The organism is Gramella sp. MT6 (genome assembly GCF_019357415.1).
Lineage (GTDB): Bacteria > Bacteroidota > Bacteroidia > Flavobacteriales > Flavobacteriaceae > Christiangramia.
Genome location: NZ_CP048410.1, coordinates 3,748,900 through 3,770,983 on the forward strand (window position 1 = coordinate 3,748,900; position 22,084 = coordinate 3,770,983).

Here is a 22,084-nt window from a genome sequence, read left to right on the forward strand (position 1 = left end):
TTTTAACATTTAGAGGTTAAAGTGTTTAACCAAATGTTAACAGAACTTCTAAGAATTTTTGCCTGCTTTTAAGATTTTGTCGTGAATATGTTCAACCTGTTGTTTAGTACTGGTGAGATCCTCATTAATTATTATGAAATCGGCCATTTCAGACTTTTTTTCATCGATCCACTGGTTGTCCATTCTCTGTTGGATTTCTTCACGGGAACTTTCGTCCCTTTTCTGAAGTCTCTTAATTCTAAGATCCCTTGGCGCAGTAACGAGTATACTGAGGTCACATTTTTTATAACCACCGGTTTCGAATAAGATTGCGGCTTCATAGATCACATATGCTGAAGACTGATCTTTCGCCCAATCTTTAAAATCCTTTTCTACTGCCGGATGAATGATCTTATTTAATTTTTCCAGCAGATCTTTATCGCTGAATACTTTTGAAGCAATGAATTTCCGCTCCGGATTATCCCCGGAATAAGAAGCTTCACCAAAAAGTTCGATGATCTGCTCTTTTATCTTCGCCGAGGTATTCATCAGTCTTTTTCCAGCCTCATCTGCGATATATACAGGGATACCCAATTCTTTAAAAAAACCGGCAACAGTTGTTTTTCCGCTGCCTATCCCACCGGTTAATCCTATGATCTTCATCTTTTGATCACAAATTGGATACGACGTTCATTTAATCGTACGCTATTTATAAAATCTGGTTTTTCAACGATCTGGGCGATCATATAGTCATCCCCTTTTTTTACGTCCTTATAATTACAAACCACCCTGAAATCTGCAGCGCTAACACTTTCAAACTGTTTTAGATTTACCTGGTAGTAAACAATGACCGATTTTGGGAAATATGCCAGGTTAAGACCTTCGGGCACATTGATCACTTCCACCGGGATCTCTGCACTACCTTCGGTGAATTTTTCGACCTTCTGAAAATATTTTACGCTATTTTCATAAAAACTTAGAACTCCAAGACCAGTGGTATCGATCTTTACAGAACCGTTCAGATCCTGGTTTACCTTATTCAACCTGATAGATTCGGTTTGTACGGTTTCTATACTATCAATGATTTTTTCGGGCCCACTAACTTTTACCGAATCTGGTCTAAGCTCCACAGGGTTTACCGCGGAAAAACCAACAGCATAGCTAACTTCTATCCTCGGTTCTACCTTGAGCATTTTATCCTTTTTGAACTGAAAAGGCACTACGATCTCTTCCTGAACGATCAACGAATTTTCAAAATCTATTTTTAACTGCTGCTCGATTTCCGAAAGGTGATTCTGAAGTGTATATACCAGCTTATCATCGGTTTCCCTGGCCTTAGAAAGATCAATATCGAGCTTAGGATTGAAGATCTTAAAATAGTAAATACTGAAACCATTATCCTGTAGCTGCAGGTCTACATGGTCTGGACGCTCATCTGATATGCTTTTATCTAAAGGAGCATTAATATAGTTTACCGGGATCTCAATTAACTGGGTATAGGTTTTTGAAAACTGAACCAAAACCCACACTACGGCAGAAAAAATCAGAAAAAAACTGAAGGTCTTTGCACTTGCTTTTTTAAATCTTGGTCTTCTACGCACCGGCATTTTTTTTAAAGAATAACTGAGGGAACTCCTTTTCAGGTTGCTTGTTCAGGATTCCCGTTTTTATGGTTGAAATTAAAAATCCCAGTCCGTAACCCGAAAACTGAACAAAAACCGCCCTTAAAGCTAATATCCCAATATAAATACTTTTATTTTTTATCGCAGCATCTATGCCAATTATTAAAAAATAAATAAGGTAACATCCGGCATAGAACCACTCTCCCAATAGCGCCATTAGAACAGAGAAAATAAGTCCTAAAATAAAAAGACTGGGAAACCAGTAGGTGATCCTGGAAGACCCGGGATGCCATTTGTTGAGAATTGGCCTTACCATCCCGAATTTCTTAACCTGTAAATAGAACCTATCCCAGTCAATTCGGCGTTTATGAAATACTTTCGCTTCCGGGATCAGGCATATTTTGAATCCTTGTTTTTTCAACCTGAGGCTAAGATCGGGATCCTCACCGGGATGGATATATCCAAAACCCTGGCTTGCTTCAAAAGCTTTTCTGCTTATGCCCATATTAAAACTTCTTGGCTGAAAGCCTTTACCATTCCTACCTCCTCTTATTCCGCCTGTAGTGAAAAAAGAGGTCATGGTATAATCTATTGCTTTCTGGATATTACTGAAAGAAGGATGTGCCGCATCTGGTCCGCCGAAACAATCACAATATTCACTGGAAAGAAACTTATGTACTTCCATCAGGTAATATTCTGGAAGGATCACGTCTGAATCCAGGATGATAAAGTAATCTGATTTCGCCTTTTTCATCCCGTAATTACGTGAATCACCGGGACCCGAATTCGACTTATAATAATACCTGACATTGAGATCTTCTGAAAAATTCCTCACTACCTCATCTGCCCTAACACTGGAACCATCTTCAATGATAACCACCTCAAAGGAAACCTTCGAGATCAATTTCCTCATGCTTTCCAGCAATTCCCTGATCTCCTCGGGACGATTATAAACCGGAATTATGAAGGAATATTCTGGATGCATGTAAGCTGATTAAAAAAAGAAACTGCCGAAATCTGCTCTATTAAGATACAGTTTTTCGGCAGTATATAAAGTTTAATTTTTTACTCTTCGTCTTTAGTAAAAGCTTCCATCACTTCCTGGCTAACTCCTGTATTGGAGAAACCACCATCATGGAAAAGATTTTGAAGGGTCACTTTCCTGGTAAGGTCTGAGAATAAGGTCAAAGTATAATTTGCACATTCTTCAGCTGTAGCATTTCCAAGCGGAGACATTTTCTCAGCAAAAGCGATAAATCCGTCAAATCCTTTTACTCCCTGACCGGCAGTAGTTGGAGTTGGAGATTGAGAAATGGTGTTCACCCTTACTTTTTTATCCTTTCCGAAGAAATAACCAAAACTACGGGCGATAGACTCCAAATAAGCTTTGTTATCTGCCATATCATTATAATCCGGGAAAACTCTCTGGGCAGCCATGTAGCTAAGAGCTACAATACTTCCCCATTCGTTCATCGCGTCTTTCTTATAAAGAACCTGCATGGTCTTATGAAAAGACACGGCAGAAACGTCCCATCCTTTGGTAGTATAATCGTAGTTCATATCTGTATAGTGATTTCCTTTTCTCACGTTTACAGACATCCCGATAGAATGAAGTACAAAATCTATTTTACCTCCAAGGATCTCAACGGCTTTTTCAACCAGGTTCTCAAGATCCTCAACTTTTGTAGCATCAGCAGGAATGATCTCAGATCCGGTTTTCTCAGCTAGATCCTTGATACTTCCCATTCTCATGGCGATTGGCGCATTAGTTAGCACAAATGTTCCACCTTCTTCATGGACTTTTTCAGCAGTTTTCCAGGCGATAGAATTCTCATCCAGAGCTCCGAAAATTATCCCTCTTTTACCTTTTAGCAGGTTATATGACATGTATTTTTTATTTTGTGGTTGTTAAGCCTGTAAATATAGCAAAGTTGTTGGAAATGGCTTATCAGTATTCTTTAATAAGAATTGAGTAGTTATTATTGGGTAATCTGGGTTTTAGTGAAGATGCTAATTTTACAATCTCATTTTGTCATAACGAGTTGAGCAGAATAAAGCAAAAGCATTCTCAGACCTGGTAACCGCCGAAAGAGACTTCTCCACTGTGTTTCACACGCAGGACTTATTTACTCAGTTCTCGAAACTAATATCTAAAGCCTAATTAAGCAACGCTTTGGCGTGCGCTCTTGCAGAATCACTTTTGGTATTTCCACCGAGCATAAGTGCAAGCTCCTCGATACGATCATTTTCCTCCAACTCAACGATCTTCGTTTGCGTAGCGGTCTCGTTGTCTTCCTTGAATATTTTGAAATGTGTGCCCCCTTTACCGGCGATCTGAGGTAAATGCGTGATCGCGATCACTTGCATATTATTCCCCATCTTTTTCAGGATCTCCCCCATTTTCTTGGCGATCTCTCCAGAAACCCCTGTATCGATCTCATCAAAAATGATCGTAGGTAAATTACTTTGTGCCGCCAGAATACTTTTCACGGCAAGCATGATCCTGGATAATTCTCCTCCTGAAGCCGCTTTTTTAATCTCCTTAAAACTTCCACCTTTATTTGCCGCCAGGTACCATTCCAGTTTATCAAGGCCATTGGAAAGAAATTCCTTTCCAATCTCAAGTTCAATATTCAACCTCGCATTAGGCATCCCAAGATCTTTAAGGATCTGCTCGGTTTGTTCAATAAATGCGGGAATAATCTTCTCCCTGTTCTCATGAAGCTTCATCGCGGTCTTTCTCAATTGAACTTCCTGATCTTTTATCGCATTCTGAACTTCATTAAGGGCAGACTCTGCATTTTCAGTTACTGAAACCTTTTCCTGAAGCTCCTGTTTAATAGATAACAGTTCCTCAATATTCTCGGCATTATGCTTTTTCTGAAGATTATAGATGACCTGAAGTTTTTGGTTCACTACCTCAAGTTCTTCAGGATTAGCTTCAATTCTATCCAGAGCATCAGTCATTTCAGCCTCCACATCATCAAGCTCGATGATCACGCTTTGTATGCGTTCATGGAAATTCTCATAATTAGCTGACAACCGGGATATTTTTGAAAGACTGGACCTTACAGATTTTAAGGTGTCAAGGCTCCCTATCTCCTCCTGCTGCAGTGTGTTCACAGCTGAACTAAGATTTTCGGTAAGCTCTTCTACATTGTTCAGTTCTTCATAACGCTCTTCAAGTTCCTCGAGCATTCCCTCCTTCAAATTAGCTTCTTCCAGCTCATTAAGAAGGAACACATTATAATCATATTCTTTTGCGGCTTGAGATTGCTGCTCCTTAAGTTCCTCGAAACGGTTCAGCAGAACCTTATATTCTTTTAGCTCCTTTTTATATTCAAGGATCACCCCTTCATTTTTGGCGATGGTATCGATCACATTGAATTGATATTCCGCATTTCCAAGACTTAAGGTCTCGTGCTGGCTATGGATGTCTATAAGGTAAGTTCCCAGTTTTTGAAGCGCGGTTATCTTAACCGGAGTATCATTGATAAAAGCACGTGATTTACCTGAAGGCAGGATCTCCCGTCTAATAATACTTTGCTTTTCATAATCCAGATCTTCCTTTTTAAAGAAATTTTCCAGTTTATAATTTGAGATGCCAAAGGTTCCTTCTATCACACATTTCTTTTCTGTATCTCGAATAGAACTAAAATCTGCCCGGTCACCCAGCAAAAGTCCCAGAGCTCCCAACATTATAGATTTTCCTGCACCGGTCTCCCCTGTTATAATGGTAAAACCCGGCTGAAGACCAATATTGATATCTTCAATTAATGCGTAATTTTTTATAGAAAGAGATGTAAGCAAATCGGTTAAAATTTGTGCTAAATATACGGGAGAAAAAAATTGAAATCAACCAAAAAGGCTATCGAATGTTTCGCCAGTTCCTGGCATACCTTGGAGCAATATTATTTAGAGTTTCAATAAGCTCGGCACTCTCTTCGTAAACCGGCCCTCCAGAGTAGACCGAGGTGATCTCATCTGCCTTTGAATCGAAAAAGGTTCTTAACAACAGGGAATTATTCCGCCTGTTATTCATTACCTCGAGTTCTTCCAGAGCCTCAGCGATCACAGCCTTACCTTTTGGAACATCCTCATGCATCACATCTAAACCAAGACGATGATATTCGTATAATGCTGTTCTATACTCTGCATAGGTATTGGCAAGGATATCTGCATTCAACCTAAATCTGGATCGCTGTCCGTCTGATCCTTTCCAGCCCTGAGAATTTCCCTGCTGGGCACTGGTCACGATTCGGTTAGCTTCTTCAAAATAAGGAGTACCACCTTCCGGAGAAAAAGTATCGGCATCTAGCCCCATGATGGTATAAACATAAAACGAGATTACTGACACCAGATTAGAGGTATAAGTATTCTGACTATAATTTAGAGGCTGATATTCACGGTAATTAAAAGCTAATTGCTCATCATTGAAGTTAAAAACGGGAGTGATCATTGAGGTACCATAAACCGGCCTGGAAGACTGCACCTGAATGGTGCCATTGAAACTCTCCCCTTCAAAGCTGGTAATAGTGATGAACATACTGCAGTTAATACGCTCGTGAGGCTGAAATCTTCTATCTGTCCAGTTTGTCTGGTTCACAAACTCATTTAACGAACGCTCCAGAGTTTTAAAAACAGAAAGATTTGCCTGCCCACTTTGCTCGGCATTTACGATAACCTCACAATTAAGTTGTTGCGCCGTACAAAGCTGTAAGCCTAAAAAAATTAATATGAAACTTAAAATCTTACGCATGTAACAAATCTACGATCTCGTTTAAAATATCTGCGGCTACTTCTTTTTTAGATTTCAGTTCGAAATCCTTCTTTTTATCGGGATAGATAATACTTATCTTATTGGTATCACCTTTAAATCCTGCTCCCTGATCATTAAGTGAATTTAAAACAATAAAATCAAGATTTTTCTTTTTAAGCTTTTTTCTTGCATTCTCCTCTTCGTTATTCGTCTCCAAAGCAAATCCAATTAACTTCTGACCGCTTTTAATATCACCTAAACTGGCAAGAATATCTTCAGTCTTGGTAAGTTCCAGAGTAAGCGAGTCATCATTTTTCTTGATCTTTTCGTTAGCAATGTTCTTCGGTTTATAATCGGCAACGGCTGCTGCGGCTATAAAAACATCTGCATTTTCAAAATTTGAATGTGCCGCCTCATACATTTCCCTCGTACTCGTAACCCGGATGAGATTGATCTTTTTCTCATCAACATTTAAATAGGTTGGTCCGGAGATCAAAGTAACCTCAGCCCCTAATTGCATCGCCCTGGTCGCGATCTCATATCCCATTTTCCCACTGGAATGGTTTCCAATAAAACGCACAGGATCTATAGCTTCGTATGTAGGACCGGCCGTTATTGTTATCTTTTTACCTTTTAAAGGAAGATCTTCAGAATAATATTTTTCAATGAATTGCAGGATGTCCTCTGGTTCAGCCATGCGACCTTCCCCATGTAAACCACTGGCAAGTTCGCCATCACCTGCAGGGATCATGATATTCCCGTAATCCTGGAGTGTCTTAAAACTATTTTTGGTAGAAGGATGCTTATACATATCCAGATCCATCGCCGGAGCGAAAAATACAGGACATTTAGCTGAAAGATAGGTGGCCAGTAGAAAGTTATCGCTATTCCCCGAAGCCATCTTGGAAAGAGTACTGGCTGTGGCAGGGGCTATAAGCATGAAATCGGCCCATAGGCCGAGTTCAACATGATTATTCCATTTCGCATTTTCATCTTCCTCATCTGTAAATGAAGAAAAAACTTCATTCTTGGAAAGCGTGGAAAGTGTTAGCGGAGTGATAAATTCTTTCGCGGCTGGCGTCATAACGACTTTCACCTCTGCACCAGCCTTAACAAACAAGCGTACTAATGAGGCAGTTTTAAATGCGGCAATACCTCCGGTAATACCCAATAAAACTTTTTTCCCCTTAAGTACAGACATATTTGAGTCCAGATTCTATTCTTCGGTATCTTTTGTATTACGGTAGTAGATCTTGTCTTCTAACCATTCCTGGATAGCAAGCGACTGTGGCTTAGGAAGTCTTTCGTAGAATTTAGAAACTTCGATCTGCTCCTTATTTTCAAAGATCTCATCAAGAGAATCGTTGTAAGTTGCAAATTCATCAAGTTTTTCCAATAATTCTTTCTTGATCTCACCGTTGATCTGCCCAGCTCTTTTAGCAACTATCGAGATCGCTTCGTAAATATTTCCGGTTGGCGCATCCACTTTGTTCCTGTCTATGGTAGTGGTGTTCACCGGTGCATCAATTTTCTTAAAATCCATCATTCCTATTATTAAAAATTCTGTAACCTTTTATCAATTTCCATCAGTGAATCTTCTATCTGAGAAGTATATTCCCCTTCAGGATAATATTTTTTATATGCATCATAAAACTCCTTGGCCTCTTCGAGTCTTTCTTCCATTAAAACCTCAAAACTATTGATAGCAAGCCTGTAAGCCGAATCGAATCTATAATAGTAAGCCGCCTCTCTAAAAGGTGAGCCCGGGTAATTTGAAATGAAATTATTAAAAGAAGCTATGGCAGCTTTATAATATTCGGTATGGTGATATTGTTTGGCAATTTCGTATGCCTTTTTTTCCAGCTTGATTCGAAGTTCTGTTGCCATTTCATTCGCAGCAGATGTAAACTCACCTTCGGGATATTTATTCAGGTGAACCTGCAATTCTTCGATCGCTTTATGCGTATCTGTCTGGTCCAGGTCATATCTCGGAGAACGATAATAATAACTCGCTGCCGCCTTATATGAAGCCTCTTCAGCTTTCTGACTGTTTGGATACAACTGTAAAAACCTTTCGAACTGGAAAGGAGAATTATAATAATCTTCTAATTGGTAATACGTATCTGCTAATAGAAACACAAGTCTTTCACCTTGTGGTTTTCCACGGAATTCAGGCTCGATTTGCTCTAACAATCTCAAAGCTTTTCTAAGCTTCTTATTAGAATCTTCCTCCTTGCCTTCGTTATATAATTCTTCTGCCGCCGTATATTTTGGAGCAGTTTCTTTACTCTTAAGCAGCTGCTGATATTCACTACAAGAAAGTGTTACCATTAGCAAACCTAAAACTAGAATTCCTTTTTTCATGATACGTAAAAACATCTGGCAAAAATACATTTTTTGTGAGTATAAAAAAAACTTTCCTGAACTACTCAAATAACCCTAATATCAAGGGATTATTGCCATATGAGTTTAATTTTAAAGAAAACTATTAATTAAATTCAATTAAAAGTTATCCATAAAACTATGGATGCGATTGGTCAATGCATCCGATGCTTCTACCAATGGAAGTCGTAAATAATTAGAGATCAATCCTTTTTTAGCCAGCAGGGCTTTGATCCCGGCAGGATTACCTTCAGCAAAAATAAGCTCGATGGAAGGGGCGATCCTGTAATGTAGTTTATAAGCTTCAGCCACTTTACCTTCCAGACCTGCTCTTACCATATCTGAAAATTCTCTGGGAAGTCCCTGACCAATTACAGAAATAACACCTTTCCCTCCGGCAAGCGTCATGGGTAAAGTGACCATATCATCTCCAGAGATTACCATAAAATCTTCAGGCACCAGGCTAATAAGTTTCATAGCCTGCACAATATCTCCGGCTGCTTCTTTAACTCCTATAATATTATCACATTCTCTTGCGATGCGATTTATTGTTTCAGGTAAAACATTTGAAGCTGTTCTTCCAGGTACATTGTAAAGAATAACCGGCAATGGAGAAGCTTCTGATACTGCCTTAAAATGACGATAGATCCCTTCTTGTGTAGGCTTATTGTAATAAGGAGAAACCGAAAGAATCGCATCAAAACCATCAAGGTTAGATGTTTTTAATTCTTCTGCCAGTGCAGCTGTATCATTACCACCTATTCCAAGAACCAGAGGTAATTTCCCGGCGTTAGCTGTTCTCACCGTATCCTTAATTAGCTCCTTCTCTTGCTTATTTAGAGTTGCGCTTTCGGCGGTAGTACCCAATACTACCAGATATTCAATTCCATTCGCTATCTGATCCTTAACCAGATTAGTTAAAGCATCAGTATCTACAGATAAATCCTCTTTAAATGGAGTGATTAATGCTACTCCCGTTCCCACAAAGGCTTCCATCAATTATTTCTTTTTAAAATTCTAGAATATTTTATTACCTCCTGCTGAAAATCTTCAATACTATCAGAAAAGATCTCTATATCATAAATACCGTATTCATCAGGATGATTTCCAAGTTTTATACCAGCATTTGTAACTGCCGCAAGCAAAGATCCCGCCTGACATTTACCTGAAAAATGACAAATAAGAAAATCATAACGGTTACTAGCAAAGTCTTGTATCCCTTCAGCTCTGAATTCTCCTGAAACCGTCACATCCTTAGAATACAAAATTTCAACATCCTGTAATTCCGGCGATAGTTCCATCGAACCGCATATCACTACCTTGAGATCTTCCTTCTTAATTCCCAGTTCATTATAGGTATTTAAGAGCTCTTTCGTATTCTCAAAATTTTCAGCATCGATGATCAATCCAACTTTTCCTGAGTAATCTTCTCCTTGAAAGGCCTTATTATTTAAAGCCTTTCTAATCTTCTTAGAATAGATAATACTTTTCAGTTTATTGGTGATCATCTCAAATTTTAGGTGGCGCAAATGTAAATAATTTATACCAGGAAAAAAGGAGAAAGTAAGCTGTGAACCTTTATAGTTATTGGAATTTAACAGGTTTATTTATTCTGTTAAATAAGAGGGTTCTATACCAGGTTGATTAGTTTAAGCTTCTTCTCATGGGTGGCAAAAAATTGAAAGGCCATAATGATCCCGATGAACCTTAAGAAATTCTGTAGTAATAATACGCTCGTATCTGGTAAGTAATAAAGAGCCATATCCCTCATAATATCTGCAATTAGAATCGTCATTACCAGGGTGACAAAAAAAACAGATTTTCTGGAATAGGAGTTCAGGTAATAAATAAGACATACTAAAGCCAGCACAAAAAGGACTATATAGTACATCGAGTAAAAGGCTACTTCCACCAGGCTTACGATCTGATTTTCTAATTCCTGAAAATGATCGAAAACGAAATAACTATTCACACTTAGCATTAAAAAAAAGAATAAAAACATGAACTTATTACCTGACTCTCTCTGGGTGTATTTTAAAGCTTCTCTCACCAGGAATATGTATGAAACCATCTGGAAAAACATCACTACGCTATGAATCGCATCCACACTCTGGAAAAACTTAAAAAGTGTTGCCACCATATTAAGACCTAAGAAAGAAAGAATGTTCAGGTTTGAAAAATTCAACCGACGAGAAAAGCCTCTCAATAGAATAATATAGGTAATCAATTCTGAAAGGACCAAGAGCCAGTGCAGCTTATAAACAACCGCGATTAGCATAAAAACAAGCAGAGGTATACTAGCAATTATATAAAATCGGCTATACTTCATAAGTTAGAAATGGGATCGCCAAAATATATAAAAGAATTGAAAAATATGAGAATTGCTTAATAATTTCTCACTTTTCACCAAGAATAATCAACAATACCCTTCAAATTCTAAGATTAATAAGGAAATTCAATTTATTATTTAATTCAATTATTATTCAAAACCTACCCTGCTTAGGATTCCGCAGGATGTTTGCAGCGATTAAGTTTTTTATATTTGCAAAATATTGAAGCTTATGCATAACAGAATATTTTTCACACTATCCCTAGCAGTCTTGCTAATTTCCTGCAAGGGAACAAATACAGATTCAATCCAGTTATCTGAAGTAAATTCCGAAAGATTTACCGTAGATGAATCAATAAAGGGAGATAAGGAAATAGAAGAATTCATCGCTCCATTTAAAGAACATTTAAATGCAACTTTAGATTCTGTCATCGCCTTTAACCCAAAGCTGCTTTCCAAGAATGACGGAGACCTTAATACTGCCATTGGAAACCTTATGGCAGATATCGTTATGGTTCAGGCAAATCCGGTCATTAAGAAAAGGTCAGGTAAAGATATCGATATGGTTTTGCTAAATAAAGGCGGAATAAGAGCTGAACTACCTGCCGGTGGAGTGACCGCAAGATCTGCCTATAACCTTATGCCTTTTGAGAATGAGATCGTGGTAGCAGAACTTAACGGCAAACAAATAAAGCAAATGCTCAAATATCTTGAAAAAGCTAAATCGGCACACCCGGTTAGCGGAATTAAGATCCTGGCAGATAGGGATTACAAAACCATTAAAGCCACGATTCAAGGTAAAGAGATCGATGAAAACAAAACTTTTTTGGTCGCTACTTCAGATTATCTTCTTAATGGAGGGGACAATATGATGTTTTTTAAAGATCCGGTGAATATTTATGGTGCCGATTACAAGATCAGGAACGCGCTTATAGATTACTTTACTAAAGTAGATACTATCAAAGCCGAAATAGACGATCGATATATTAGAGAATAAGGAGCATGAAAAGAAAAGACTTTATACAAAACACAGCAGCGGCTACAGCATTTGTAAGCATTGGAGGATTATCATCCCTTTCTTTCAAACCGGCAGCTGAAAAACATATTACCATTCTGCACACCAATGATGTACACAGCCATATTGAACCATTTGGTCCAGAAGAAGGCCGCAATGCCAACCTTGGCGGCATTGCCAGAAGAGCAACTTTGATCGAGAAGATAAGGCTTGAAAATCCGAATACGCTTTTACTTGATGCGGGAGATATTTTTCAGGGTACGCCCTACTTCAACTTTTATGGTGGGGAACTGGAATTTAAACTCATGAGCAAATTAAAATATGATGCAGCAACCATTGGGAATCATGATTTCGACAATGGCATTGATGGACTTTACGCTCAATTGCCTCATGCCGATTTTGATTTTTTGGTCTCCAATTATGATTTCAGCAACACCATTATGGACGGTCAGACCAAAGATTACAGGGTTTTTAAGAAAGATGGAGTAAAGATCGGTGTTTTTGGACTTGGAATCGAATTGAAAGGCCTGGTGAATGATAAGCTTTATAAGGAAACCAAATATCTGGATCCCTTGGAAATGGCTACCGAGGTAGGTTCAAAATTAAAGAATGAAGAAAAATGTGATCTGGTACTCTGTCTTTCTCACCTAGGCTATGAATACAAGAGTAATAAGGTATCTGATATTAAACTAGCACGTGCAACTGAAAATATCGACCTTATTATTGGTGGTCACACTCATACTTTCCTGGAGAAACCAACAGTTGAAAAAAACAAGGCTGGTAAAAATGTACTGGTAAATCAGGTTGGATGCTACGGACTTTATTTAGGCAGGGTAGACTTCTATCTTGATGCCGGTAAAAATCTTAAGGCCGATGGAACCAAGGTTGCAGTGAAATAATTATTTAACCGGAAAATCAAAATAAGTATCTGGATATGGTTCGGCATCATAAGTATAATGCCACCATTCCTCAGAATAAGACCTGAACCCATGCTTACGCATGGTCAGTCTGAGAATTTCACGGTTTCTTTTCTGCTCTGCGGTTATCCTATCTGTATAATGATGAGAGACCTCTCCGAAGAAATCATAGTTTCCACCCATGTCAACTTCTTCACAATCATCCACATTTATTAGCGTAAGGTCTACTGTACTTCCTCTGGAATGCCCCGAACTTGAAGCGATATAACCTAACTCGAAAAGTTTGCTTTTTGGAACATCAGGATAAAATTCAGATTTCATCAGGGTATCACTTTCCTCTCTTGCCCATTCTACAAAATGATTCACAGCTCTTTGTGGCCGATATGCGTCGAACACCTTCAGCATATAATCTTTAAGTATCAATTCCTTCTGAACTTCTGCTAAGGCCATCGCTGCTTTTTTACTCATTATCGCCTGCTCAGCTTCGTATCCTTTAATAGGTTTACCTACAAAATTGTGATTGTCGGCATATCGTATCTCATAAATGATATCTGGGATCACCTCATCAAGATGTACAAAATCCTCAGGAATCTCCTGGGCATTGATTAATCCTGAAAACAGGCTAAAAAAACTAAAAAGTACCGGGAATAATTTTCTCATTATTTTCTTCTGAAAAGTGTTCTTAATTCAACATTTTCAGGAAATCATCTTCATTAATGATTTTGGTCCCCAGCTTCTCGGCTTTTGCCAGTTTACTAGGCCCCATATTATCTCCAGCAACGAGGTAATTTGTTTTAGAAGAAATTGAACTCGATACCTTCCCGCCATTATCCTCTATCATCTTTTTTAGTTCGTTTCTGGAAACCTTCTCAAAAACTCCTGATATCACAAAACTATTTCCGTTAAGCAGCTCTGTTTGGTTAGCCAGTTTCTCTGCAGAAATTTCTAATTGAACTCCATATTCTTTCAACCTTTGCACGATCTCGCGGTTCGATTCTGTCTTAAAGAAATCTACCACACTCCAGGCAATACGCTCACCTATCTCATCTACATTCACTAACTCTTCTTCTGAAGCCAAAGCAAGCGCATCGATATTCTTGAAATGTTTGGCGAGTTTTTTAGCTACTGTCTCACCCACATATCTTATTCCAAGGGCAAAAAGAACCCTTTCAAAAGGGATCTCTTTAGATTTTTCAATTCCTGCAATAAGATTATCTGCAGACTTCTCTGCCATTCGTTCTAGTGGCAGAACATCTTCCTTTTTCAGGGTGTACAGATCAGCATAATTCTCGATAAGCCCGGCATTTACCAGTAGAGCAACCGTTTCGCCTCCAAGGCCTTCAATATCCATGGCCTTTCGCGAAATATAATGCTGAATTCTGCCAATGATCTGCGGCGGACATCCATTTGTATTCGGGCAGTAATGCTGAGCCTCCCCTTCATTTCTTATCAGTTCTGTACCACATTCGGGGCAATTGGTCGCATATTGAGTAGGCTCACTGTCAGGGTCTCTTTTGGTGAAATCTACCCCAACGATCTTAGGAATGATCTCTCCACCCTTTTCTACAAAAACGGTATCTCCTTCCCTAACATCCAGTTTCTCGATCTGGTCTGCATTATGCAAAGAAGCTCTCTTTACTACAGTACCAGCAAGCTGAACAGGTTCAAGATTAGCAACCGGAGTGATCGCTCCTGTTCTTCCTACCTGGTAGGTGATCTTTTTAAGTTTAGTGCTTTCCTGCTCTGCCTTAAACTTGTAAGCGATCGCCCAGCGCGGAGATTTAGCCGTATGACCTAGTTCTTCCTGCTGATGAAAATCGTTCACCTTCACCACCACTCCATCAGTTTCATAAGGAAGATCATGCCTATGTTGATCCCAGTAATTGATATAATCAAGGACTTCATCTATAGAATTCTTCAATTCAGACTCAGCAGGTACCTTAAAACCCCAGTTTCTGGCTCTTTCTAAACCTTCGAATTGAGATCCTATTCCGGTATTTTCCCCTACAATACTATATAACAAACACTCTAAAGGCCGCTTGGAAACTTCTGCACTGTCCTGAAGCTTCAAACTTCCTGAAGCGGTATTCCTGGGATTAGCATAAGGCTCTTCCCCAATATCCACACGCTCTGCATTCATTTTCGCAAAGCCTTCATAGGGAAGAACAATCTCCCCTCGAATGTCGAATTTTTCAGGATACTCCCCTTTCAGCTTAAGAGGTACAGAACGAATGGTTCTCACATTATTGGTAACATCATCTCCCTGAAATCCATCTCCTCGCGTCACCGCTCTATCCAGGATACCATTTTTATAAGTAAGACTTATGGACGCACCATCATACTTTAGTTCGCAAACATATTGCACTTTACCTTCAACAATCTTTCTAACCCGGGTCTCCCACTCTTCAAGCTCTTCTTTAGAATATGAATTAGAAAGCGAATACATCCTGTGATCATGGACCACAGTTTCAAAATTCTTGGTAATAGCCCCTCCTACTCTTTGAGTTGGAGAATTTGGATCTTCAAATTCGGGATGTTTCTCCTCAAGTTCCTGAAGCTCCTTTAATTTCATATCGAATTCATAATCGCTAATTACAGGCTTATCCAGCACATAGTAATTATAATTATGCTCCTGTAATTCCTTGCGAAGAGTCTGAATTTTCTTTTCGACGTCCATGTAAAAATCAGTTGGTATTAGATTTCTGAAATCTTCAGCTCATCATTGCTGAAATTCAGTTTAAATGTTTTTGAATCGTGCTCAAATTCCAGTTCGAAATCTGAACTATATGCTTTATCACTGGTGGGGAACCAGTCTTTTTTATCATTATTTATGGTGATCAACAATCCTGAAGGATCGCCTATGGCACAGAACCTATCAAAATCTCCGTCAAAATGATCGAGACCACATTCGAGTTTAAGCTTTTCGAACTTAGGTTTTATTTCTTTTGTCACCATTCCAATTTCAGCAAGGCCTACAATATTGGAGCTGTTGAAAATTGCCGATTCCGGCTTCTGAAACTCTCTTCTGGAAATAAGCTCCATTATATTTTTATCCTTATCATAAAAATAGATCGATTTCGCCTGCCAGTTAGAAAAATCTATAATCTTATCATCGTTATACTTTAAGACTGGAATAATATTCTCGAGCCATCTTAATGCTTCATTTTCCTGCACATCGGGTACATGAAATGCAATATGATACGGCGTCGCCTTCTCTCTGAATTCAAACCTCAAAATAGAATAACCGGCTACCAGTTCGAAACTATCTTCTGTATAATTCGCGATCTCAAAACCAAGTTCATCGCGGTAAAGCTCAAGCTGTTGTTTGATATTAGAAGTATATATTTTGAGTTTTTTGATTTTCATGATCAGGTCTGATTTTTATTCATCCATTTTGGCACAGGCTTAGGCTCAAATTTCCTCATTTGGTCTAAAAGATCTTCAAAATTATCTGAGATCAGTAAAATATCTAGATTATCTTTCTTCAGAAGACCTTTAGAACACATTTTGTTCAACATATTAATAAGATCATCATAAAAACCTCTAATATTTAGAAGCCCAATAGGCTTTCTATGCAAACCTAATTGTGCCCAGGTAACGATCTCAAATAACTCTTCGAAGGTACCAAAACCTCCTGGCAAGGTTATAAAAGCATCACTCAATTCGTTCATAGTGAGCTTGCGCTCGTGCATATCCTGAGTCGTGATAAGTTTATCCAGGCTGGTATGTACAACCTCCTTAGTTTTCAGGAAATCTGGGATCACCCCGGTCGCTTTACCATTATAATCCATCACTCCCTGAGCAACCTGACCCATAAGCCCTAATTTACTACCACCATATATTAAGCGAATACTATTTTCAGCCATCATCTTCCCAACCTCATAAGCCGTTTTGTAGATCTCGGTATCATTTCCATCGCTACTGGCACAAAATACAGCCAGGTTATGTATTTTATTTAAATTTTCATTCATATTTTATTTCCTGATCGCTTTCAACATTCGGTAATTCCCAAAAATATCCTTTTTCAATTCAGCTACAAAGCCAAAATTTTCAACAAGGGCCTTTGTCTCCTCTCCCAGATATTGATTTATTTCAAAATACAATTTTCCATTATCACTTAATCCGTCTGCAGCGAGTTGGGTTATTTTTTGGTAAAAGACGAGAGCATCATTATCATCTACATAAAGGGCCAGTTCAGGCTCATGCTCAAGCACATTCCTGTGCATTTCTTTCTTCTCCAGTTCCCGCACATAAGGAGGATTTGAGACGATGATTCCATACTTTCCATCCAGTTTTTCTAACGACAGAATGTCAAATTCTCGAAAATTTACCTCCACATTATTCCTTAAAGCATTTCTTTTAGCCAGCGCCAGGGCATCTTTCGAAATATCGAATGAACTAACACTTGCATTTTTTAGATTTTTTGCAAGGCAGATGGGGATACAGCCACTCCCTGTCCCTATGTCAAGGACATGCAGTTCTTCTTCAGTATTTTGATGGTCATGGATTATCCAATCAACCAACTCTTCTGTCTCCGGTCTTGGAATAAGAACATTTTTATTCACTTCGAACTCGAGTCCGTAGAATTCGGTTAGGCCAGTAATATATTGCACCGGCTCGTGATCTTTAAGCCGAAGCATCGCTTTCTCAAATTTCGAGAACTGTTCTTCTGAAATTTCAAGGTCTCGATTAAGAGCTAGGTCGATCCTGCGAACATCAAGAAAATGTTCCGTCAGTATATAAAAAAAGGATTCGATCTCGGTTAAAGGAAATTCATCCTTTAAACTTTCAATGAACTGAATTTTCAACTGGGAGATCAACATAGCAAGCCTGAAATTTTGGAATTTTCGACCCTAAAGATCTTTTGTCATAAATACGGTGCAATTGTAATGCCCCGTGTCTCCAATAGGTTTTTCAATAACCGTGAAACCATTTTTATCGTAGAGTCTTCTTGCGTTTTCCATATATGGTAAGGTTTCGATATAGCATTTCTCAAAATCGTGGTCTCGGCCGAACCCTAGACACCTGGTGATCATTTCCATTCCAATACCTCTTCCCCTGGCTTGAGGCAGAAAATACATTTTTTGCAATTCACAAACCTTTTCTTCCAAACCGGTTAAAGGCGCAATTCCAGCACCTCCTATGATCTTTGATTTTTCTTCCACTACAAAATATGCTCTTCTATCTCCTTTATAGGTATCGGTCATATCATCCAATGCCTTATCTTCATATGCAGTACCTACTTTTGGAACCCCCATTTCTACAAGTACATTCCTAATTAAGTCTTTAACCTGCTGATTATCTTCGGGTTTTATTTCCCGAATTTTCCATGTGCTCATTCTGCCTAATTAATTCTATTTTTGTGCTGTGAATATACACGAAAAATACATAAAACGCTGTATAGAACTGGCCCAAAACGGCCTTGGAACTACCTATCCTAATCCAATGGTAGGCAGCGTTGTAGTGCATAACAACAAAATAATTGGGGAAGGCTGGCATCGAAAAGCTGGTGAACCTCATGCTGAAGTGAATGCAATCAATTCTGTCAGGAATGAAGCGCTTTTAAAAGATGCTGTGATCTATGTAAGCCTGGAGCCTTGCAGCCATTATGGAAAAACACCACCCTGCAGCGACCTTATTATTGCTAAAGGGATCAAAAAGGTTGTTATTGGAACAATGGATCCTTTTGCAAAGGTGGCCGGCCGTGGAATCAAGAAACTTCTTGACGCCGGTTGCGAAGTTAAAGTGGGAGTTCTTGAAGATGAATGCCTCGAGCTGAATAAGCGGTTTTTCACTTTTCATAAAAAGCAGCGGCCGTACATTATTTTAAAATGGGCACAGACCACAGATTGTTTTATTGCTCCTATAATGCAGGAAAATATCAGGCCAGTGTGGATCACTAACAAATATTCGGGGCAAATGGTTCATAAATGGAGAAGCGAAGAAGACGCTATTCTCGTTGGAACTAAAACAGTTTTAAAGGATAACCCTTCTCTGAATATAAGAAAATGGACGGGAAAAGATCCAACCAGGATCATTATTGACAGGACATTAAAAACACCAGTTGACTTCTCTGTTCTTGACGGAACTCAGAAAACGATTGTGATCTGTGATCAAGAAAATCCGGAAATTGATGATATCACCTATGAAAAAATAGATTTCAGCGATAATATTTCCAGACAGATATGCGAAGTTCTTCATAAAAATGATCTTCAGTCTGTAATTATTGAAGGAGGAAGCAATATACTTCAGCAATTCATTGATTCCGGATTATGGGACGAGGCTAGAATTTTTACTGGAAGTTCTGAGTTTCAAAAAGGAGTTAAAGCTCCAAAGATTAAAGGAAAGTTAGTTTCAGAAACAGATATTGAAGGAGACCGATTAAAAATTTACAAAAATGATCAAAGCGATAATATTTGATTTTGGAGATGTTTTTATCAACCTGGATAAGGACGGCACCAATAGAAAGTTAAGAGAAATGAATGTGGAGGACCTTCCTGAAGCAATCTCGGCTAAAAACCGCGAATACGAGCAGGGATTTGTAACCTCAGATGAGATCTCAGAACATTACAGAACACATTTTCCTCAAATAGAAAAAGAAGACTTCCTCGATTCCTGGAATTCAATTTTACTGGAGTTTCCGGAATATAGATTGAAATTTATCCAGAAGCTTTCAGAAGAAAAGGATTTCAAACTCATTTTGCTCAGCAATACCAATGAGAATCATATTGAACACATAAAAAATAAAGTCCCTTTTTATGAAGAATTTAAAAGCTGTTTTGATGCATTTTACCTTTCCTATGAAATAGGAATGCGCAAGCCAAATCCAGATATTTTTGAATTTGTCCTTGATGAAAATGAACTGGAACCTGAAGAATGTCTATTTATAGATGATACTCCAGAGAATATTGAAACAGCTTCCAGATTAGGTTTTCACACCTGGAATATTGAACCAACTCACGAAGATATTATCGACCTCTTTACGACTAAAAAAGATCTGTTTTGATATACCTACTTCTGAGTGTTCTATCTTCCACCATAATTTTTGTGGTATTCAGGTTATATAAAAAATTCGGTGTCAACACCCTACAGGCTATCATTGTAAATTATTTTATAGCCTGCACCGTTGGCTTTTTTGGATATATAGAAGGTTCAGATTTTACCCATGTCCCGAACGAATCATGGTTTCCAGGAGCTTTCATGCTCGGATTTCTTTTTATAGCCGTATTCAATCTTGCTGCTATTACCACACAAAAAAGCGGATTATCTGTGGTAGCAGTAGCAACTAAAATGTCTGTAGCTATTCCCGTGCTTTGCGGAATCTTTCTTTATAACGAAAGTACTGGTATTTTAAAAATCACCGGTATTCTCTTAGCCCTTGTAGCGGTATACCTCACCTCGATCAAGACTGAAGAAGGAATTAGTATCAAAAGCAAGAACCTTATTTTTCCATTGCTGGTCTTCCTGGGAAGCGGAATCATAGATACTAGTCTTAAATTCCTGGAAACCAACTATGTTTCTGAAACTGATGTAGGCCTATTTTCTTCAACCATTTTTGCTACTGCAGGTTTAATAGGTTCTATTATTTTAATTGCGCAGGCATTTATGGGAAAGCTAAAGATCACATTCAAAAATATCCTGGGCGGGATAGCTCTGGGAATTCCAAATTACTTTTCCATTTATTTCCTTGTATTAGCCCTGAGAACTAAAGGTTTTGACAGTTCTACCATATTTACCATGAATCATGTGGCTATTGTAACTTTCTCAACCCTGGTGGGAATTATCCTATTCAAAGAAAAATTAATTCGAAAAAACTGGATTGGTTTGGGGCTTGCAATTCTTAGTATAATTCTTGTAGCAAACAGCGCGATATGAAAGATACTTACCAAAGCATTACCAAGCCATCACCAGAAGTATTATTCAAGGACCGGAACTCCAAGTTTTTCGGGTATGCCTTTCCTATAAAAACCGAAGATGAAGCTAATGCACACCTGGAGGAATTAAGAGCTAAACACCACAAGGCCAGGCATTGGTGTTACGCTTGGCAAATAGGCAAGGAAGAGCATCAATATAGAGCCAATGATGACGGAGAGCCTTCAAATTCTGCCGGAATGCCTATTTATGGGCAGATACAATCCTTTGATGTAACCAATATTCTTATTGTAGTGGTTAGATATTTTGGCGGGGTAAAGCTTGGAGTAGGCGGGCTAATTAATGCCTATAAGACCGCTGCCCAAATGGCATTGGAAGCTTCAGATATTATAAAGCGAACCATAGACGAGGTCTTTATAGTAAAGTTTGACTATCCTGAAATGAATAAAGTAATGCAGGTGATCAAACAGAACAACTTAAATGTGATCGATCAAAAACTTGAACTGGATTGCAAAATTTATATTGCTGTAAGAAAAAAGGATGCAGAAAGTATCTTTGAAAAGTTTGATAATACCTACAAAGTTGAAATTTCAAAAATGGAGGATTAATCCTTCAGTTTTTCTAAAATATTTTGTGGACATCTTACTGGTCTCCTAGTTTTAGAGTCCATAAATACCAAAACTGAGGTGGCTGAAGTCACCAAATCTCCCTGTTCATTGAACACCGAATAATTGAATGTAATTTTAACATTTGGCAATTCACGAAGGCGAGTTTCAATAGTTAGATTTTCATCAAAAGTTACCGGTTTGATATATTTTAAATTTAATTCGTATACCGGCAACATTATCCCTTCCTCTTCCATATTTTTGTATGAAATACCTAAGGCGCTTAACCATTCAAGTCGAGCAATTTCAAGGTATTGCGGATAATTTCCATGATGTACCACACCCATTTGATCGGTTTCGGCATATCGAACTTTAACAAGAGTTTTGTGTGATTTCATGTGAAAAAACTAGCCTTTCTGAGAAAGGTTTTTTATATTCAGGCTCGGAAACAAGTATGCATAAATTTTTCTTAAAATTCAACCCACAAATGGTTTTTTTTTTACATTTTTTGTTCACATATTTGTTCCACTCAAGTTGGAAACGCAAGTTGATCCAGTTTCCGGCAATGAACTTACTACTAACCTAAATTAACGTTTAACTAAGA

25 protein-coding genes are annotated in these 22,084 nt (G+C 38.4%); 6 read left to right on the forward strand and 19 right to left on the reverse strand.

Annotation, left to right across the window (positions count from 1 at the left end):
* Window positions 1-48: 48 nt before the first annotated feature.
* From coaE to G3I01_RS17000, 12 genes are all read right to left on the reverse strand, one after another.
* Entirely contained in the window at window positions 49-642 is a 594-nt protein-coding gene (coaE, locus tag G3I01_RS16945; protein WP_219549925.1) for a dephospho-CoA kinase, read from the reverse strand.
* Window positions 639-1,586, reverse strand: a complete 948-nt coding sequence (locus G3I01_RS16950; protein WP_219549927.1) for a CdaR family protein — start codon at window positions 1,584-1,586, stop codon at window positions 639-641. Before G3I01_RS16950 ends, coaE begins: the two co-directional genes overlap by 4 nt.
* Complete coding sequence (locus G3I01_RS16955) at window positions 1,573-2,586, reverse strand: glycosyltransferase (protein WP_219549929.1); 1,014 nt, start codon at window positions 2,584-2,586, stop codon at window positions 1,573-1,575. The genes G3I01_RS16950 and G3I01_RS16955 overlap by 14 nt, the downstream gene beginning before the upstream one ends.
* Before the next feature lie 80 nt (window positions 2,587-2,666).
* Window positions 2,667-3,488 (reverse strand): SDR family oxidoreductase, encoded by an 822-nt coding sequence (locus G3I01_RS16960; protein ID WP_219549930.1) that lies wholly within the window; start codon window positions 3,486-3,488, stop codon window positions 2,667-2,669.
* Between the two features lie 270 nt (window positions 3,489-3,758).
* Window positions 3,759-5,411 carry a DNA repair protein RecN gene (recN, locus tag G3I01_RS16965; RefSeq protein WP_219549932.1) on the reverse strand — a complete coding sequence of 551 codons (1,653 nt, stop codon included), beginning with the start codon at window positions 5,409-5,411 and terminating at the stop codon, window positions 3,759-3,761.
* A 58-nt stretch (window positions 5,412-5,469) separates the two neighbouring features.
* Window positions 5,470-6,360, reverse strand: a complete 891-nt coding sequence (locus tag G3I01_RS16970) for a DUF4835 family protein (protein WP_219549934.1) — start codon at window positions 6,358-6,360, stop codon at window positions 5,470-5,472.
* The gene (gene coaBC, locus G3I01_RS16975) at window positions 6,353-7,561 is read right to left on the reverse strand and encodes a bifunctional phosphopantothenoylcysteine decarboxylase/phosphopantothenate--cysteine ligase CoaBC (protein WP_219549936.1); all 1,209 of its coding nucleotides are present in this window, start codon (window positions 7,559-7,561) and stop codon (window positions 6,353-6,355) included. The genes G3I01_RS16970 and coaBC overlap by 8 nt, the downstream gene beginning before the upstream one ends.
* Window positions 7,562-7,576: 15 nt before the next feature.
* Window positions 7,577-7,903, reverse strand: a complete 327-nt coding sequence (locus G3I01_RS16980) for a DNA-directed RNA polymerase subunit omega (RefSeq protein ID WP_108172244.1) — start codon at window positions 7,901-7,903, stop codon at window positions 7,577-7,579.
* Window positions 7,904-7,914: 11 nt separating this feature from the next.
* Entirely contained in the window at window positions 7,915-8,724 is an 810-nt protein-coding gene (gene bamD / locus G3I01_RS16985) for an outer membrane protein assembly factor BamD (RefSeq protein WP_257710662.1), read from the reverse strand.
* Window positions 8,725-8,862: 138 nt separating this feature from the next.
* On the reverse strand, window positions 8,863-9,738 hold the full coding sequence (gene dapA, locus G3I01_RS16990; protein ID WP_219552859.1) for a 4-hydroxy-tetrahydrodipicolinate synthase: 876 nt from the start codon (window positions 9,736-9,738) through the stop codon (window positions 8,863-8,865).
* Complete coding sequence (locus G3I01_RS16995; protein WP_219549940.1) at window positions 9,738-10,271, reverse strand: hypothetical protein; 534 nt, start codon at window positions 10,269-10,271, stop codon at window positions 9,738-9,740. The genes dapA and G3I01_RS16995 overlap by 1 nt, the downstream gene beginning before the upstream one ends.
* Before the next feature lie 101 nt (window positions 10,272-10,372).
* Window positions 10,373-11,071 carry a hypothetical protein gene (locus tag G3I01_RS17000; RefSeq protein WP_219549942.1) on the reverse strand — a complete coding sequence of 233 codons (699 nt, stop codon included), beginning with the start codon at window positions 11,069-11,071 and terminating at the stop codon, window positions 10,373-10,375.
* A 232-nt stretch (window positions 11,072-11,303) separates the two neighbouring features.
* Here G3I01_RS17000 and G3I01_RS17005 point away from each other — a divergent pair, with 232 nt between their 5' ends.
* Both G3I01_RS17005 and G3I01_RS17010 read left to right on the forward strand, forming a co-directional pair.
* Window positions 11,304-12,068 (forward strand): 5'-nucleotidase, encoded by a 765-nt coding sequence (locus G3I01_RS17005; protein ID WP_219549944.1) that lies wholly within the window; start codon window positions 11,304-11,306, stop codon window positions 12,066-12,068.
* A 5-nt stretch (window positions 12,069-12,073) separates the two neighbouring features.
* A complete protein-coding gene (locus G3I01_RS17010; protein WP_219549946.1) occupies window positions 12,074-12,985 on the forward strand; it encodes a metallophosphatase in 912 nt (303 codons plus the stop codon).
* Here the strand turns inward: G3I01_RS17010 and G3I01_RS17015 are convergent, their stop codons facing one another.
* From G3I01_RS17015 to G3I01_RS17035, 6 genes are read right to left on the reverse strand one after another with little or no spacing between them, the layout of a single operon-like run.
* Window positions 12,986-13,663: a M15 family metallopeptidase gene (locus tag G3I01_RS17015; RefSeq protein ID WP_219549948.1), complete on the reverse strand. Its 678-nt coding sequence runs from the start codon at window positions 13,661-13,663 to the stop codon at window positions 12,986-12,988.
* 22 nt (window positions 13,664-13,685) lie between these two features.
* Window positions 13,686-15,680, reverse strand: a complete 1,995-nt coding sequence (gene ligA, locus G3I01_RS17020) for an NAD-dependent DNA ligase LigA (RefSeq protein WP_219549950.1) — start codon at window positions 15,678-15,680, stop codon at window positions 13,686-13,688.
* A gap of 17 nt (window positions 15,681-15,697) precedes the next feature.
* The gene (locus tag G3I01_RS17025) at window positions 15,698-16,369 is read right to left on the reverse strand and encodes a VOC family protein (RefSeq protein ID WP_219549952.1); all 672 of its coding nucleotides are present in this window, start codon (window positions 16,367-16,369) and stop codon (window positions 15,698-15,700) included.
* Window positions 16,370-16,371: 2 nt separating this feature from the next.
* Complete coding sequence (locus tag G3I01_RS17190) at window positions 16,372-16,974, reverse strand: TIGR00730 family Rossman fold protein (RefSeq protein ID WP_257710663.1); 603 nt, start codon at window positions 16,972-16,974, stop codon at window positions 16,372-16,374.
* Between the two features lie 3 nt (window positions 16,975-16,977).
* Window positions 16,978-17,826, reverse strand: coding sequence for a peptide chain release factor N(5)-glutamine methyltransferase (prmC, locus tag G3I01_RS17195; protein ID WP_257710664.1), 849 nt, complete (start codon window positions 17,824-17,826; stop codon window positions 16,978-16,980).
* A 30-nt stretch (window positions 17,827-17,856) separates the two neighbouring features.
* The gene (locus G3I01_RS17035) at window positions 17,857-18,342 is read right to left on the reverse strand and encodes a GNAT family N-acetyltransferase (RefSeq protein WP_219549954.1); all 486 of its coding nucleotides are present in this window, start codon (window positions 18,340-18,342) and stop codon (window positions 17,857-17,859) included.
* A gap of 28 nt (window positions 18,343-18,370) precedes the next feature.
* On the opposite strand from G3I01_RS17035, the gene ribD reads away from it, so the two are divergent.
* The 4 genes from ribD to G3I01_RS17055 are packed head-to-tail and all read left to right on the forward strand — an operon-like array spanning window position 18,371 to window position 21,483.
* On the forward strand, window positions 18,371-19,423 hold the full coding sequence (ribD, locus tag G3I01_RS17040; RefSeq protein WP_219549956.1) for a bifunctional diaminohydroxyphosphoribosylaminopyrimidine deaminase/5-amino-6-(5-phosphoribosylamino)uracil reductase RibD: 1,053 nt from the start codon (window positions 18,371-18,373) through the stop codon (window positions 19,421-19,423).
* Window positions 19,401-20,009 (forward strand): HAD family phosphatase, encoded by a 609-nt coding sequence (locus G3I01_RS17045; RefSeq protein ID WP_219549958.1) that lies wholly within the window; start codon window positions 19,401-19,403, stop codon window positions 20,007-20,009. The genes ribD and G3I01_RS17045 overlap by 23 nt, the downstream gene beginning before the upstream one ends.
* A complete protein-coding gene (locus G3I01_RS17050) occupies window positions 20,006-20,878 on the forward strand; it encodes an EamA/RhaT family transporter (protein ID WP_219549960.1) in 873 nt (290 codons plus the stop codon). Before G3I01_RS17045 ends, G3I01_RS17050 begins: the two co-directional genes overlap by 4 nt.
* Window positions 20,875-21,483, forward strand: a complete 609-nt coding sequence (locus tag G3I01_RS17055; RefSeq protein WP_219549962.1) for a YigZ family protein — start codon at window positions 20,875-20,877, stop codon at window positions 21,481-21,483. The genes G3I01_RS17050 and G3I01_RS17055 overlap by 4 nt, the downstream gene beginning before the upstream one ends.
* Here the strand turns inward: G3I01_RS17055 and G3I01_RS17060 are convergent.
* Window positions 21,480-21,878, reverse strand: coding sequence for a thioesterase family protein (locus G3I01_RS17060; protein ID WP_219549964.1), 399 nt, complete (start codon window positions 21,876-21,878; stop codon window positions 21,480-21,482). The genes G3I01_RS17055 and G3I01_RS17060 overlap by 4 nt on opposite strands.
* Window positions 21,879-22,084 lie beyond the last annotated feature (206 nt).